Here is a 16085-nt window from a genome sequence, read left to right on the forward strand (position 1 = left end):
GCGTGCCTATGACTAATGAATTTGAAAATAAGACGCGCATTATTCAGGAATATGTCCCCGGAAAACAGGTAACACTGGCCCACGTGATTGCCTCTCCGGTCGAAGATATTTACGAGCGGCTGGGCATTGAAGGAAAAGGGGCTATCGGTATTGCCACACTGACTCCCTGTGAGACAGCGATTATTGCGGCCGATATAGCGACTAAGGCGTCGGATGTGGAAATCGGTTTTCTGGACCGCTTCACGGGCTCGTTGGTGATTTCCGGAGATGTAGCCAGTGTGGAGACGGCCATGAAGGCCATAAATACGACACTGGAAACACTATTGGGATTCACACCTGCCAGGATTACACGGACATGAAGAAGCGCATCATGATTATAGGCGCAGGACAGTCGGGCAAATCGACACTGGCCAACTGGCTGAATCAGACGGACCGGCCGCTGCGCAAAACACAGGATGCCATTTATGGCAGACGCACCATTGATATACCCGGTGCGTATTTAGAAAATACCTGGATGTACAAATATATCATCGCCTTATCCCAGGGAGCGTCCCATATACTGATCCTGGTAGACCAGTCCCGCCCTGTTGAAGTATATTCTCCCGGATTTGCCTGTATTTTTACCTGTCCTGTTACGGGCATAATCACGAAATGCGATGAACATCCGGAAAATTACGATATGTGTGTAAGACAGCTCCGGCGCTGTGGTATACAAGAAGTCATTCTTCCTATTTCCCTCAGGACGGGAGCTGGCCTTGCGGCGTTGGAACGACGGCTGGCTGCTACCCATGCCGGCTGACGAGATACATAAGAGGAGGTGATACATTGCGATATATAACGGAAATGGATTTACGGGATTTGTATCATGAAGAACCGTTTACGACGTATTACCTGGCAACAGACAACCGCCTGACACCGGGGGCCAGACAATTCCTGACAGACCGGCGCATTCCCTGTGAAACCGCATGGGGAGAAAGACAGGAGAGAAAAGCTGATGCAGTATCGGCTGCAGAAGAAACGGAGCCTGCGCCGTCGTGGCAGTTGATGAAACTGTGGCATACACTGGAGCATGCAGAATCACTCATCATGGTGACGGCAGAATGGTTTTCCCGCCATGGCGAACATCTGGCAGCGGAAGATTTTACCGCACTGGCCAGGACGCTGCAGCGGACCCGGCTGGCCTGTGAACAAGGAGAAATACCGCCAGCCCTTACCTTCTGGAATTGTACGGAAGGCGAACTTCGTGAAAAAGTAGATGATACGGTCATCCCCTTTAGTCTGGAAAAACTGCCGGAAGATGAAGTGCTGCGCGCCAAACTTCTCATGCTGAATCACCTCCGCACATATCTGCAGATGCTGGAACCGCTCGTTCTGGAAACACAGAGCCGCCATGGTGATGCCGGCCCGGGAGTATATGAAGGGCTGATACACATTCTCCATAGCCTGACCAATGTCCTTTGTATCATGATGGGAAAATATATGAGAGGTTCAGTATGAGTACTTTAAATTCAGATTTTACCTATTGCAATGAAATAATCAAAGAGTTTGAAAATGTGGTCAGAAAGCCGGTGACCAAACCGTCTTCTGTATACTATACAGGTGTCGATCTCGGCACGGCCTTTATTGTCGTCGCCGTCCTTGATGAACATTTCCGCCCTATAGCCGGAGAGTACCGATATGCCAGTGTTGTCAAAGATGGCATGATTGTGGATTATCTGGGAGCTATCCGCATCGTCCGGGAAATGAAAGAAAACCTGGAAAAGAAACTGGGTACAGAACTAAAGTATGCCGCTGCGGCCTTGCCGCCGGGGACGTTTGATCTCGATTCCGGTGCTATCAAACACGTCGTAGAAGGTGCCGGGTTTGAAGTGACTAATCTGCTCGATGAACCGACGGCCGCTAATGCCGTCCTGAAAATCAAAAACGGCGCAATCGTCGATATTGGCGGCGGTACGACAGGAATTGCGATTTTTAAAGATGGCGAGGTCGTACATGTGGCCGATGAACCGACCGGGGGCACACATTTTTCCCTCGTCGTATCGGGAGCCTACAAGATGCCGTTTGAAGAAGCCGAATTATATAAGCGGGATCAGAAAAACCACCGTGAAATTCTGCCGATATTGCAACCAGTCATTGAAAAAGTATCTTCCATCATTACCCGCCACATCAAGGATTATGATGTGAAAGAGATTTATCTCGTAGGCGGTACGTGTTGTCTGACGGGAATTGAAAGCATCATTGAAAAGCGGACGGGACTTCCGACGCGCAAGCCACAGAATCCCATGTTTGCAACGCCGCTCGGTATTGCCCTTAATTGTAAACAGCTGGAAGAATAGAGGCGGTTCTATGGAATGGAAAATCATCAAGTCCCCTTCACCGGGAACGATAGATATCCTTATGCGGCGTAAGGGTTCTCCGGCTTCGCACGATATGAGCGATTTTGATGCCGTGGGACTCGTACAGGGAAGACTCATCGATATGGTCGTAGCAGCCGATATTGCAGAAAAAGCGGCCGGTGTCTTCGTCGAAGATATCCGGGGCAGCTGCCCGCAGAATCTCGTTATGATAGCCATATTTGGTGATACGGCAGCTGTAGAGGCGGCAATTTCCGATATATGCAGAGTCTTTCAGGAACATAGGCAGGTGACATTATGATAGCAGCCAGAGTGATTGACAACATTTGGTCCACGCGCAAGGCAGACTGCCTCGTCGGAATCAAATTTATGATAGTAGAAGTCATCGATGGCAAAGATGCAGGACGCCGTTTTATTGCTGCCGACCTGATCAATGCCGGTATTGGTGAAAATGTCATCGTCAGCCAGGGCAGTGCTGCCCGGCAGATGTTTCAACCGGATACACTGCCCATTGATGCGGCAATTATTGGAATCATTGATGAAGAATGTACGTTTTAAATTGTGGAGGTGAATCCGCTTGGACGTATTAAATCAAGTGCGGGAGGCCGGTGTCATCGGTGCCGGTGGTGCCGGATTTCCCACTCATGCCAAGCTGAATGCGACAGCGGAATACATATTACTGAACGGTGCTGAATGCGAGCCCCTTCTGAGAGTGGACCAGCAATTGCTGGCGTTGTATCCCGATGCCATTATTACCGGTTTTGCCGCTGCCGGCCATCAGGTACAGGCAAAGCGGGCCATTATCGGCATCAAGGGCAAGCATAAAGAGGTCATCGAAATTTTAAAAAAGCGTATCGAAGCCCTGGGCTTTTCTCCATTTGTACAGATTCATATCCTTCCGGATGTCTATCCTGCTGGTGATGAACAAGTACTGGTCTACGAACTGACAGGCCGTATCGTACCGGAATGTTCTATTCCTCTTTCCGTTGGCTGTGTCGTCGTCAATGCCGAAACAGCTTTCAATATCGCCCGTGCCCTAGAAGGTAAAAGCGTAACAGAAACGTATGTGACGCTCCAGGGCGATATTCCCAGACCGGTGACGCTTAAAGTGCCGGTAGGGATGCCGGTCCGCGAAGTCCTCATGAAAAGCGGGATTACCAGCCTGGATGATTATGGCGTCATTGATGGCGGTCCCATGATGGGCCGGATCATGAATTCCTACGATGGCTATGTTTCGAAAAAGAACAAGGGCTACATCATATTGAAGAAAGACCATTATCTCATCCGGAAAAAGAGCATGAACGAGCAGCAGGCACGCATTATTGGCCGTACGGCCTGCGAACAGTGCCGGATGTGTACCGATTTGTGTCCCCGCTATCTCCTGGGTCACAACATGCAGCCCCATAAAATCATGAGAACTATGAAGTACATGCCCGATGATCTGCAAAGTGCCCTTACGGCACAGCTCTGCAGCCAGTGCAATCTGTGTGAACTCTTTTCCTGTCCGGCCCATCTCAGCCCGCGTAACATCAACAGCTGGTATAAGGACCGGATGCGCACAGCCGGCATTAAATATACACCGGCAGAAAGAGATTATAAGCCCCGCGAAGCCCGTTCCTACCGGCTCGTTCCCAGTAAACGCCTTATTGCCCGGCTGGGCCTCAGCTCTTTTGATGGTCCGGCGCCGCTTACGGGAGTGGAATGGAATATCGATGAAATCGGTATCCTGCTCAGCCAGCACGTAGGTGCTCCGGCACAACCGGTCGTACAGGCCGGCGATGCGGTTACGGCCGGTCAGATGGTAGGAGCCATCCGTGAAGGGAGCCTCGGTGCTCCCGTCCATACGAGCATGGACGGCGTAGTCACAGAAGTTACCGATTCAGTCATTAAGATAAAGGTGGGGTCGATCCATGTATAATGCGATAGGTATGGTAGAGTTGAGCAGCATCGCCAGGGGAATTTATACGGCCGACCGGATGATCAAGACTGCTGCTGTAGAAGCCGTCAGCTGCACTGCCGTATGTCCCGGCAAGTACATTGTCCTGATCCAGGGTGATGTAGCTGCCGTAGAAAGTTCGGTCGATGCCGGCATCCAGTCGGCAGGAGAATATATTGTCGATCATTTCATTATTCCCAATGTTCATCCCGGTATCTTCCCGGCTATTTCTTCTACAACCCTGCCGGAACAGCGGGCGGCCCTGGGAATCATCGAATCGTTCTCTCTGGCGTCGATGATTCATTCTGCTGATGCGGCTCTCAAAGCGGCTGATATACAGGGCATTGAACTCCGACTTGGCAGCGGCCTCGGTGGCAAAGCGTATTTTACCTTCACCGGTGATGTAGCTGCTGTAGAAGCAGCTGCCGATGCAGGAAAAGCACTGGTGAGAGACAGCGGACTGCTGGTAGATATCGAGGTCATCCCGTCTCCGGCAGAACGGTTATGGGATACGTTGTTATAAATTATGCAGATGGAATCAGGAGGTGATACATTGAAACCATTGATTTGTGTCAGTCACGTAAAAGAAGCGGCTGCAGCCGGGAAGCATGAACTGTATGTAGAGCCCGGAGCCATTATTACGGCAGCGGCCAGCGACTATGCCCGTGACAAAGGGATTGCCTTTGTTGACAAGCAGACGGCTCCTGCCGCACCGGACGTACACAAACCGGCAGCAGGCAGTGTGAAAGGTCTGGATAAAGGTCTGGTAGCGGAAATTGTCCGTCAGGTGCTTTTAGCCCGTGGCCAGGCTGCACAGCCGTACAGGGAAGAAAAAGATGACAGCGGCCTCAAAGTAGTACGTGGTCATTCTGTGACCTATGAAGTCTTCGATACGGGTAATCCCGTAACAAAAGTCGGATACAGGGAAGTTATCAGTAAAACTGAATCTCATATGAGCTCAGGATTCCTGACCATCGATCACTCTTCCTTTACCTGGACACTGACGGGATATGAAGAAACAGATATTATCCTGGAAGGAAGTCTCTCCATTACGATTAATGGTAAGACCTATTACGCCAGCCAGGGAGATGTGCTCTTCATTCCTAAAGATGCTACCGTCGTGTGGAATGCCGAAGATCATGTAAAATTGTTTTATTCGACCTATCCGGCAGACTGGGCAGGATGATATGAGCGTTAAAGGAGGTGGAAATCAATGGATGCCTTGGGAATGATAGAGACCAGAGGACTGGTAGCCGCTATAGAATGTGCCGATGTGATGCTCAAGGCAGCAGACGTGGTACTGAGTGGCAGGACCCTCGTTGGTGGCGGACTGGTGACGGTCTGTGTCAGCGGTGATGTAGGAGCAGTCAAAGCTTCCGTCGATGCAGGAGAAGCGGCTGTGCTTCATCTGGGTAAAGACCTTCTGATTTCACGTCACGTGATTCCCCGTCCTGATGCGGCCATAGCCGGGATCCTTCCCTCAAATGGCCCGGATAAACCAGATCCGCCAGACCCGGTTCCGTCTAAAGAAGGGCTGGCGCTGGCAGAAGAACGTATCGATGCATCCGGCGCAGAAACCGGTACTGGTGCAGCTGATACGGTGTCTCCTGAAACATGGCAGGGGACGGATACTACGCCGAAAGAAGAAGCCCCTGAGGTTTCTTTTGAGGACATAGATTTTAAAAATTTCCACAAAGCTGAGGCTGACGCACTGGCCGTACAGCCCGGCGTGAATCTTGACGGGGTGTTCAGAAAGATGCCCGTCCCAGCTTTGCGGCGTCTCGTCCGGGAATATACGGATATCGGCCTGACCGGCCGTGCCGTGTCGCGGGCGAAGAAAGCTGTTTTGCTCCGCCTGCTTGCAGATTACTATAACGAAAGCAGGAAGCAGCTGGTTTAAAGGAAATCTGAAAGGGGAGATACTTTTTGGAAACATTTGATTATGATCTGCAGACCGTGCAGGAAGCCAGAAATCTGGCACGGCAGGCGCAGAAAGCGGAAGATGTATTCTGCAAGTTTACCAATGAACAGGTAGACCGCATTTTGCAGAATATGGTCCGCGTGGCAGAAGAAAACGCGGCCAAATTAGCCCGCATGGCCGTTGAAGAAACGGGCTTTGGCAAGGTAGAAGACAAAATCGTCAAAAATCAGGTAGCATCCCGCGATGTATACAATTACATCAAGGATATGAAGACTATCGGTGTCATTCACGAAGATACGGTCAACCGCATTACGGAAATCGGTGAACCCGTCGGCGTCGTACTGGGAATTATCCCCTCTACCAACCCGACCTCTACGGTCATCTACAATGCCATGATTGCTCTAAAAGCACGGAATACCATCGTATTTTCACCCCATCCGGCAGCATTGAAATGTACGATAGAAGCGGCCCGCCTCATGGCAGAAGCGGCAGAAACAGCTGGTGCACCGCTGGGGACAATCAGCACCATTATCCATCCATCCATGGGTGCTACTAATGAATTGATGCACAGTGAAGAAGTTAAGATGATCATTGCTACGGGCGGTTCGGCCATGGTAAAAGCAGCTTACAGCTGCGGCAAACCGGCTCTGGGCGTAGGCCCCGGCAATGGCCCGTCTTATATCGAACGGACGGCAGATGTCAAAAAGTCCGTTGAAGATATTATGCTCAGCAAGACCTTTGACTACGGCACTATCTGCGCTTCTGAACAGTCTATCGTCGTCGAAGAATGCAACCGGACACAGGTTGTGGAAGAGTTTAAACGCCAGGGCGGCTACTTCATGACGAAAGAAGAAACAGATAAAGTCTGCCAGCTTCTCTTCAAAAACGGGCACGCTATGAATGCCAAATTCGTAGGCCGTTCTCCCCAGGTCATTGCCGATGCGGCAGGAATCACAATCCCTGCCGGTACAAGGGTCCTCATCGGGGAACAGGACGGCGTAGGAAACGGCTATCCTCTTTCCTATGAAAAACTGACCAGCGTCCTCGGCTTCTATACGGTCCGTGATTGGCAGGATGCGTGCGACCTCTGTATCCGCCTTTTAAAGAATTGTGGTCTCGGCCACACCATGTCGATTCATACGGAAGATCCGGAAATTGTCCGCCGGTTCTATGAAAAACCGGTATTCCGCATCATTGTTAACACACCGGCTACTCAGGGGGGCACGGGTATCAGCACCGGACTGGCACCGGCCTTTACACTGGGATGTGGTACCTGGGGTGGAAGCGCTACGGCTGATAACGTTACGCCGCAGCATCTGATGAATATCAAACGCGTAGCCTATGGTATCCGCGAAGTCAAGCCGTCCGTACCGTATGCGGGCCAGGCAACGAGCTGTGGAACGGCTGCCGGAGCAGCGGATTCTGGTGATGACCAGCTCATCGCTGTCGTCAATGAAGTGCTCCAGCTGCTAAAACAGAAAGGTGAGTTTTAATGGGGAAATATGATGCTTTAGTCGATTTGCTGGTAGAAGCCGTCAGGGACAGCCATTTGAATCTACAGCCGGATACGATTCCCGTAGGAGTATCCAACCGGCATGTCCATTTGTCCCAGGCGGATCAGGATGCTCTTTTCGGACCGGGCAGCCAGCTGACAAAGATCAAAGATATTTCGCAGCCGGGACAGTTTGCCTGCAAGGAAACGGTAACCCTGGCAGGGCCGAAGGGCGTTCTGGAAAAAGTCCGCATCCTCGGTCCCGTCCGCAAAGAATCCCAGGTGGAATTACTCCGGTCCGATTGTTTTAAATTGGGGATCAAGGTGCCGCTGCGCATGTCCGGTGAACTGGAAGGTACGCCGGGCCTGACGCTCATCGGACCAAAAGGCAGTATCTGCCTTCCCCGCGGTGTCATCATTGCCAAACGCCATATCCATATGCTTCCTGAAGACGCGCAGCGTTTTGGCGTGACGAATGGCCAGGTCGTTTCCATCAATATCGATGGCGACCGTGGCGGTACTTTCGGTAATGTTGTTATCCGAGTGACAACAACATCGGCATTAGAATGCCATATCGACATGGAAGAAGCTAATGCTATGAATCTTAAAAATGGTTCCAGGATAACAATTATTAAATAATTCAATCTTATATATTATTAGGAGGAAAATAACATGAGTACAACAGAAGCTTTAGGTTTAATCGAAACAAAAGGTCTTGTAGGTTCTATTGAAGCAGCTGATGCAATGGTAAAAGCGGCAAACGTTTACCTCATTGGCAAAGTTCTCGTCGGCGGCGGTCTCGTAACGGTTATGGTACGCGGCGATGTCGGCGCTGTCAAGGCTGCTACCGATGCTGGTGCTGCTGCTGCACAGCGCGTTGGCGAACTCATTTCCGTGCACGTTATTCCACGTCCCCATACTGATGTGGAAATGATTCTCCCTCATGACAACCTCACAGTAAAAGAATAATCTATCACAGGGCGGGCTAAGGCTATTAGCACCTTAGCCCGCTGCATTTTATCCGGTATCATGCAAAATTCATATAATAAATATTTGTTTATGTACGAAAGAACTTTGAAAAAACAAAAGAATTCATTCTTTTTATTGATACATGTGAAATATATAACAATAAATATATATATCAAGTAAAGGAAGTGTGTGCGAATGGACAACAGAGCCTTGGCAGTCAAATTAAAGATAGACGCAGGGTTTAAGCGGCGTGGGATTACCTTTGCCATCTTTTCTGGGATTTTTTACGGTCTCTATACGGCTTTTCTGACCTTAGGCATGTCCAAGGGAATCTGGGGTAATGACTGGTATGGCGCCAATATGTCCGGCCTGAGCGCCTTTGCCATCACCTATTGCCTGGCAGCGCTGGGATCGGCCGTCAATGATACTATGAGCGGCATCTGGTCCCTTATCAATGTATCCATTAAAGGCGAACTGGGAGACTTTTTCCGCACGTTAAAAACAAAGCCAGGCCTGGTCATGATCGTTTGTGCCCTCATCGGCGGCCCGCTGGCTTCTACAGCTTATGTAGCAGCACTGCAGATGGGCGGTTCCATCATCGTGCCTATTTGTGCTCTCAATGCGTCTTTTGGGGCCATCATCGGCCATTTTGTATTCAAACAGGAAATCAATAAACGGATGGTCTGCGGTATCCTCCTCTGCCTTGTCGCTGCCGGTGTCATCGGCGGTACATCCTTCTCAGACGTGGGACCGACGGCGCTGATGGCCTGCGGCATTGCCCTGTTCTGCGCGCTGGGCTGGGGGATTGAAGGCGCCGTTGCCGGCTTTGGCACGACCCTCATCGATTATAATATCGGCATTACCATCCGTCAGTGCGTTTCCGGCCTTTCCAATATGCTCATCATGCTGCCCCTGTTGTGCATGATTGATGGCAGTGCCGGACTGGCTCCACGCCTTCTTTCCGGCGCCTGGAGCGACTGGTCGATCATCTTCTTTGTCATTTCCGGCTTTTGTGCCATGCCGGCATATTCCTTCTGGTATAAGGGCAATTCGATGTGCGGTGCCGCACTCGGGATGGTCTGCAATGGAGCGTATTCTTTCTGGGGGCCGTTCTTCTGCATGATCATCGTCGGTATGTTCGATGGACAGCCAGGCTGGATGCTCACACCGGTACAGTGGGCGGCTGCTATTGTCATGATCTGCGGCATTGCTCTCGTCGGAAATCTCAATCCGCTCCATGCATTCCGGAAAAAGGAGGCCTGATCGTATGAAACCGCTCTATTACGCAATCATGAAATATATGACGACCGTAGAAGAAGCATCTAATATGGATGTCATCCATGCCCTGAAAGGAGAATACGGAAGTTTTAAAATGCTTCGACCCGATGCCGTACAGGAAGCATTGATGACGGCCAAGGCCAATGGGCTTCTCGATGAATCGCGGTTTGAACTGGATGATGCCGGTCAGTTACAGGTTTATTATAAAGTAAATGACTACGGCCGGCAGATGATCAACGCCTTTATTAGAGATTAATATAGTTGTGGTATTACCACTTTTTTACCAGTCTTTTACGAATTGCTGATACAGTCTATGTCATAATGAGGTATTAATTGCATTATTTTCTGGCTCCAGCCCAATGCGTATCTGTTTAACCAGTACGTCTTTATCATAGAAAGGAGAATGATATATGAAATCAGGGAAAAAGAAAGTGTTAAAAATGTTAGTTATGTCTGCGCTGATGGCAGGTATATCGGCAACGGCGATGGCGGCTGTAGGAGTGGTGCAGGGCCCGACGCCTATTGACCAGGGTATGGCTAATAAGGCAGAGGATTTCACTATCTACAATGACAAGATTGCTGCTTCCTTTGCCGTAGGTTCCAATAACTACTGGAATATGACGACGGGCAGCATCCTGGACATTGCCATGATGAAAGATGGGAAATTTGGGACGGATCTGACCAATGACATTGAATTCCTCAACGATTACTGGACAGCTACTGGTTCGTGGCATGGCGAAGACCTGCTGCATACGCCCGTAAAAGATATTACGTACAAGCTGGAAGGCGATAAAAAAGTCACTGTAACGGCGAAGACGAGATATTGGACAGAAGGTCATAAACTGCCTTTGAACGTGACGATTCAGTATACGTTGGAAGATGGCAAGAATTATATTGATATGAAGACAGTCGTCGAAAATCCGGCAGGGAATGATGCCTATCTGAATATGAACAGTGGCTATTCTATCAGTACCCTTGCCGTGAATATGTTCGGCCCCTTTGGCTTCTATCCTGATGTCAAGAGAACGGGCATACGTATCAATGAAGATCCCGAAGTCAATACGAAATACGGGGATTTCGTCGTTACGTACGGGAAAAATTACGCCGTAGCTGTTAATACCGATCATGCCAATGCCTACAAAGGTTCATCGGGCTATAAAGATGTCTATGTGAACCGCGACATCATGCCGGGCCAGTCGTATACGTATACGGGCGAAATCCTGGTTATTCCCAATGGGGAAACGGCTCCGGTCATCGAGCGGAAGATACAGAAAGATCCGTCTATCAAGGCTGGCGTCATTGAAGGTGTTGTCCGCGATCCCAATGGCAAACCGCTGCCCAATGCCTATGTCATCTTCAATAAGCCAGGATCTTATAAAAAGACGATAAAATCGGATGGTGTCGATCAGGTCATGAAAGATATCATGCAGCCTTTCGTCTGGAAGATTACCGATAAAGATGGCAAGTATAAAGTTACACTGCCGCAGGACAGCTACGACATTTATGTACAGAGCCAGGGAACGACACCGTCTGACGTGCAGCATGTCGATCTGAAAGGCAACACTGTGGCCGATTTCCAGGTAAAACCGGGTGCCAGAGCGGCGCTGACGGCTGTTGATGAAAACGGGAAACCTGTCGATTTTAAAGTGGTCGTCACCGGTATCAAATCGGATGTAAAAGGGTTGGGAGGCTCGGTATATTTTACAGACCCGGCGACACACAAAGCGGATTTTGACGTATCGGCACCGGAAAATGAACTCACCTTTACGGCATATCATGGAGCCGATTATACATCGAAACCGGTTGAATTCAAGACCTTTGTCAAAGGCGGCCAGACAGTTCAGCATCAGTTCGTCATTCCTCAGCTCATTCATCCTGAAAAGGCGGGCTGGTATGGCAATGACAATCACCAACATGCCGACCATGGCGATGGCGCGACGACTGTCCCGGAACTCTTTGCCGCACAGCTGGCAGCCGGCCTGGACCTGAATCTCGTACTCGATCACGACTACATCGGTAACATTAAGCCTATGCGGGAACTGGCCAATCAGTACAAAAGGCCTTTCATTCCCAACGTCGAAGTTTCTCCGGGATGGGGACACTGGGGCTTCCTGATGGTCAATGACAAGATGCCCTGTCCGGATCCGTCTCTGACACCGGGTGAAATCATCCAGCAGGGGCATGACCGGGATGCCCTGGTCGTCATGCATCATCCCTTCACCGACTATGGTTTCCTGACCAATCGTGCTGGCGTCAAGGGTGGCGATGACCCCAGTGCGGAAAACTTTGAATTCCTGGAACTGCAATCGACAATGGATTTGTCCAATGCCAAGAATATGGATAAACGGACTCTCGATGTGGCAGAAGGTTACTGGAACCGTGGCATCAAGAAATATCTGAGTGCCGGATCGGACCAGCATGATGCGACATCCAATCTGTATCCGGGTATCATCCGCATGTATTCCCACGTCGATGGCAAATTGACAGGCCGTAAGTTTGTCAATGCCATGGCAGAAGGCAAGGCTTATGTTACTATGGGGCCTATCTTCACCCCGGCAGAACAGTCCATGTTCGGCACGACCCAGCAGACAGCGGCCGATGGCACGTATACCTTTGAAACAAAGGTACAGGCTGTCAACGGCCTGAAAGAAGTACAGGTCGTAAGCGAAGGAAAACCGGTGGAAACGAAGGCATTCGACAATACGACTGATCCCGTTTCTGTACAAGTCAAAGTAAAACCGGAACACGACACCTGGGTCAACGTCATTGCAAAGGATGGCAAAGACCATTATGCCGTATCCAACCCTGTATGGGTTAAAGTAAAAAAATAAAAAGCACATGATATCCTGAATGGGTCATAGGAGTCTTTCCGCAGACAGCCCCGGCATGAAACGAAAATGCCGGGGCTGTTTCTGTTGTATGCCTGCCGGAGGTGTTTCTGCGTGCGCCCGGCAGGGGCTGTACTGGACTTTTCCCTGACAACTCCGTATAATTAAATTGGGAGGATATGACATATGAAACTTACGACTCTATTGCCGACAGCCAGCAGTTCTCAGGAAAAAGCCCGCATACATGTAGTGTATGCGCTTTTGGGGACTGTTTTTTTTATGCCCCTTCAGATTATCGCCATGGAAGCCTGTTTTATCCTGGCACTGATTCTGGCAGCACGGTATGTATGGAAATATCCTATAGCCTCCTGGCATGATACGCCCCTTTTTAAACCAGCAGCCCTGTTTGCTATCCTGGCTTTTGTATCTCTGGCCGGATCGCCCAGGCCGCTGTTTGGCGTTGCCTTTTACCTGTTTACAGTGCTGCAGTATTTTATTTTTTATAACCTCATAGTCGTCTTTGTCCGCGGCAGAGAAGAACGGCGCCTGTTTCTGCTCGTTTTTCTTGCCAGTGCAGCCATCGTCGTTCTATTTGGCCTGTACCAGTATGCCCACATGCTGACGCTCCATGAAGAAGAATGGGTCGATAATTCGGCCTTTCCCCTCTTACGGCGGCGCATGTATTCCACTTTATACAATCCCAATCTTCTTTCGGAATTCCTGCTCATGGCAATCAGTGCGGCCTTTTCCCTGCTCATCGTGAGAAAACGCGCTCCGAAGAAAATGGCAGCCCTGCTGGTTCTGCTGGCGGCGCTGGCTCTCTGCCTGATCCTGACCTATTCCCGCGGCGCCTGGCTGAGTGCATGCGCTCTTGTATTCTTCTTTGGCCTCGTATGGGATAAAAGGCTCTGGCTATCCTTTCTTTGCATTCCCTTCCTCCTGGCCTTCTATCATGGCGGCATCACCCACAGGCTCTTGTCTATTTTTTATCACAGCAGTGCCGATACGTCTGTATCCATGCGTATGGACATGTGGCTGGCGGCGTTGCAGATGGTGGCAGATCATCCGTTGCTGGGAATCGGCTGGGGGGCATTTAAATTCGTCTATCCTGTATACAATGAATTGATACAGCAGGCGGGTATTACCATTTTCCATGCCCACAACATGTACCTGAATATTCTGGCAGAAACAGGCATTGCCGGTTTCTGTGCGTTTGGCTGGCTCTTTTTGGGGGCGGGTGTCTGTGCGGTCCGCTTTTTACGCAAGCGTGGTGTACAGCCCCAGGACCGGGCTATGGCCCTGATGACGGCTGCGTCCATCCTGGCTGTAGCTATTAGCAGCTTCAGTGACTATGATTTATTTAGTACCCAGATATCACTTACTCTCTGGTTCCTCTTGGGCCTCTTTTCAAATATGCGTGAAGAATATGGGAAAAGAGAGAAAAAAAGTTTGCGAAATAATTCACAATAAGATATAATTAAACGTGAAGTGTTAGCACATTCATCTGATTTTATATCAGTGTGTAACGAGATAGAGAGTGGGGAGGTTCTGCCCATGAGACAGAAAAAGGCGATATCCGATGCAGTCATCGAACGGCTGCCGTTGTATTATCGGGATTTATTGTTGCTGCAGGATGCCGGTATAGATATCATTTCATCGGAAAAGCTTGGCGAACGGCTGGGAATTACACCGGAACAGATACGGAAAGATCTGACCTGTTTTGGCGCCTTTGGCAAGAAAGGTGTCGGCTATTATGTGAGCGAACTCTGTCAGCAGATTGTGGAAATCATCGGTCTGCAGCAGCATTGGAAAATCGGTATTGCCGGTATCGGTCATCTGGGCTGGGCTCTGGCGAATTACAAGACCTTTGGCCGTCTGGGATTTAGGACGATGGGGCTCTTTGATGTGGACCACCGCATTATCGGTCAGAATGTAGGCGGTGTCGTAGTCACGCCTATTTCAGAAATGGAAGAAGTCGTACGACGGGAAGGTATCCAGATCGGCATCATTACGACTCCTGCCGCTGTGGCACAGCAGGTAGCGGATCAGATGGTAGCTGCCGGCATCAAAGGCATCCTTTCCTTTGCCCCACTGCGCCTGAACGTGCCGGACCGTATATTCGTATTCCGAGAAGATTTATCCATCGGCCTGAGCCGGATTTCCTATTATCTGACAAATAAGCCCCAGGAATGAGCATAACGGAATTATGCATACATAAACGGATCTGTCGTACAAGGCCAGATCCGTTTTAAGTTTGCAGTGGATGACTAAAAAATTAAAGTCATCTTCTATAAACTACAAGCTCCGTACTGCAAACTATGTAAAAAGAACCACGCATGATGGTAGAAAAAACTTCATGCGTGGTTCTTTTTATGTCATCGCTCCAGACGCAGGTTTTCTTTAAACGCATTCTGCGCCTGCTGGTCTGTAATATACCCTTGTTCGGCCATCAGCGTCAGAACGATTTTCTGGCGGTTGCGGGCCGCTTCGTAATTTTCCAGGGGATTGTAATAGCTCGGTGCCTGGAGAAGACCGGCCAGCAGGGAAGACTGGGCCAGCGTCAGGTATTCCGGTTTTTTATTGAAATAGATGCGACTGGCCTGCTCGATTCCCGTCGCATTTGCGCCGAAGTACGCTGTGTTCAGATAGATTTCCAGTATTTCATCCTTGCTGTAATTCCGTTCCAGGAGGATGGACAGAATCAGTTCCTGTGCCTTGCGGGTCAGGGTGCGTTCCTGTGTGAGAAACGTGTTTTTGACGACCTGCTGGCTAATGGAGCTGCCTCCTTCCATTGTCCTGCCGGAGTTGAAATTCACTATGACTGCCCGGGCGATACCGATAGGGTCGATGGCCCCGTGTTCATAAAAGCGCCGGTCCTCTGTAGCGACGACGGCTTCTTTCAGACTTTTGGGCATGGCAGCGCTGGCGACATACACGGGAATTTTTTTCCGGTGTTCTTCCATGGCAGCGTGGAAATGCAGATAAGGATACAGCTTTTCGGTTATGCCCGTGTCAGGCAGGGATACGAAGCTGTGCTGTTCAGTTTTGCTGGCAGATGCCGGCTGTGCTGTCTTTGGCGTGTCGGCGATGATGTTCCAGGCAGCACAGATGATAAAGGCGATAATAAATATGAAAAGATATTTTTTTTTCATAGAGCCTCCTGATATAGTCATATTGTATCATACCCACAGGGGAAAATGCCAGTTTATTGCCTGTCCGGGCTTGTTTTACCTGCAGCCTGATGCCAGAAAAAACTTATTGAAAATTTTTTATACAAAATACTTGCATATTTTTGCGAATGGTTGTA

At 49.8% G+C, this 16085-nt stretch carries 18 protein-coding genes and 1 pseudogene; 18 read left to right on the top strand and 1 reads right to left on the bottom strand.

All coding sequences use genetic code 11. The features are described from left to right. Positions 1-8 precede the first annotated feature (8 nt). From eutS to B4H10_RS01530, 18 genes and pseudogenes are all read left to right on the top strand, one after another. On the top strand, positions 9-359 hold the full coding sequence (gene eutS / locus B4H10_RS01445; RefSeq protein ID WP_059076749.1) for an ethanolamine utilization microcompartment protein EutS: 351 nt from the start codon (positions 9-11) through the stop codon (positions 357-359). Next, a complete protein-coding gene (locus tag B4H10_RS01450) occupies positions 356-799 on the top strand; it encodes a EutP/PduV family microcompartment system protein (RefSeq protein ID WP_059076750.1) in 444 nt (147 codons plus the stop codon). The genes eutS and B4H10_RS01450 overlap by 4 nt, the downstream gene beginning before the upstream one ends. A gap of 26 nt (positions 800-825) precedes the next feature. After that, positions 826-1497: a hypothetical protein gene (locus B4H10_RS01455; RefSeq protein ID WP_292018043.1), complete on the top strand. Its 672-nt coding sequence runs from the start codon at positions 826-828 to the stop codon at positions 1495-1497. Then, entirely contained in the window at positions 1494-2336 is an 843-nt protein-coding gene (eutJ, locus tag B4H10_RS01460) for an ethanolamine utilization protein EutJ (RefSeq protein WP_059076752.1), read from the top strand. Before B4H10_RS01455 ends, eutJ begins: the two co-directional genes overlap by 4 nt. A 10-nt stretch (positions 2337-2346) precedes the next feature. Beyond that, positions 2347-2655: a BMC domain-containing protein gene (locus B4H10_RS01465; protein ID WP_059076753.1), complete on the top strand. Its 309-nt coding sequence runs from the start codon at positions 2347-2349 to the stop codon at positions 2653-2655. Further along, complete coding sequence (locus B4H10_RS01470; RefSeq protein WP_059076754.1) at positions 2652-2912, top strand: EutN/CcmL family microcompartment protein; 261 nt, start codon at positions 2652-2654, stop codon at positions 2910-2912. Before B4H10_RS01465 ends, B4H10_RS01470 begins: the two co-directional genes overlap by 4 nt. Positions 2913-2931: 19 nt before the next feature. Next, complete coding sequence (locus tag B4H10_RS01475) at positions 2932-4272, top strand: 4Fe-4S dicluster domain-containing protein (RefSeq protein WP_075582006.1); 1341 nt, start codon at positions 2932-2934, stop codon at positions 4270-4272. Continuing rightward, positions 4265-4813, top strand: a complete 549-nt coding sequence (locus B4H10_RS01480; RefSeq protein WP_059076756.1) for a BMC domain-containing protein — start codon at positions 4265-4267, stop codon at positions 4811-4813. The genes B4H10_RS01475 and B4H10_RS01480 overlap by 8 nt, the downstream gene beginning before the upstream one ends. 30 nt (positions 4814-4843) lie before the next feature. Further along, a complete protein-coding gene (locus B4H10_RS01485) occupies positions 4844-5476 on the top strand; it encodes a cupin domain-containing protein (protein WP_059076757.1) in 633 nt (210 codons plus the stop codon). A gap of 27 nt (positions 5477-5503) precedes the next feature. Continuing rightward, a pseudogene (locus B4H10_RS01490) lies at positions 5504-5770 on the top strand (BMC domain-containing protein); the annotation flags it as partial. A gap of 446 nt (positions 5771-6216) precedes the next feature. Further along, complete coding sequence (locus B4H10_RS01495) at positions 6217-7704, top strand: acetaldehyde dehydrogenase (acetylating) (RefSeq protein ID WP_059076759.1); 1488 nt, start codon at positions 6217-6219, stop codon at positions 7702-7704. Further along, complete coding sequence (locus B4H10_RS01500) at positions 7704-8342, top strand: phosphate propanoyltransferase (RefSeq protein WP_059076760.1); 639 nt, start codon at positions 7704-7706, stop codon at positions 8340-8342. Before B4H10_RS01495 ends, B4H10_RS01500 begins: the two co-directional genes overlap by 1 nt. Before the next feature lie 33 nt (positions 8343-8375). Next, positions 8376-8672, top strand: coding sequence for an ethanolamine utilization microcompartment protein EutM (gene eutM, locus B4H10_RS01505; RefSeq protein ID WP_059076761.1), 297 nt, complete (start codon positions 8376-8378; stop codon positions 8670-8672). 195 nt (positions 8673-8867) lie between these two features. Beyond that, complete coding sequence (locus B4H10_RS01510; protein ID WP_059076762.1) at positions 8868-9935, top strand: hypothetical protein; 1068 nt, start codon at positions 8868-8870, stop codon at positions 9933-9935. Between the two features lie 4 nt (positions 9936-9939). Beyond that, positions 9940-10206 carry a hypothetical protein gene (locus B4H10_RS01515; protein WP_059076763.1) on the top strand — a complete coding sequence of 89 codons (267 nt, stop codon included), beginning with the start codon at positions 9940-9942 and terminating at the stop codon, positions 10204-10206. Between the two features lie 154 nt (positions 10207-10360). Then, complete coding sequence (locus B4H10_RS01520) at positions 10361-12781, top strand: CehA/McbA family metallohydrolase (RefSeq protein WP_170087617.1); 2421 nt, start codon at positions 10361-10363, stop codon at positions 12779-12781. Positions 12782-12964: 183 nt separating this feature from the next. Beyond that, a complete protein-coding gene (locus B4H10_RS01525) occupies positions 12965-14248 on the top strand; it encodes an O-antigen ligase family protein (protein ID WP_292018044.1) in 1284 nt (427 codons plus the stop codon). Between the two features lie 84 nt (positions 14249-14332). After that, positions 14333-14971, top strand: coding sequence for a redox-sensing transcriptional repressor Rex (locus B4H10_RS01530; protein WP_059076766.1), 639 nt, complete (start codon positions 14333-14335; stop codon positions 14969-14971). Positions 14972-15153: 182 nt separating this feature from the next. Here the strand turns inward: B4H10_RS01530 and B4H10_RS01535 are convergent, their stop codons facing one another. Next, positions 15154-15930, bottom strand: a complete 777-nt coding sequence (locus B4H10_RS01535) for a transglycosylase domain-containing protein (protein WP_059076767.1) — start codon at positions 15928-15930, stop codon at positions 15154-15156. Positions 15931-16085: the final 155 nt, after the last annotated feature.

Origin of the sequence: Megasphaera sp. UBA4382 (assembly GCF_002391155.1) — a bacterium.
Taxonomy (GTDB): domain Bacteria; phylum Bacillota; class Negativicutes; order Veillonellales; family Megasphaeraceae; genus Megasphaera; species Megasphaera hexanoica.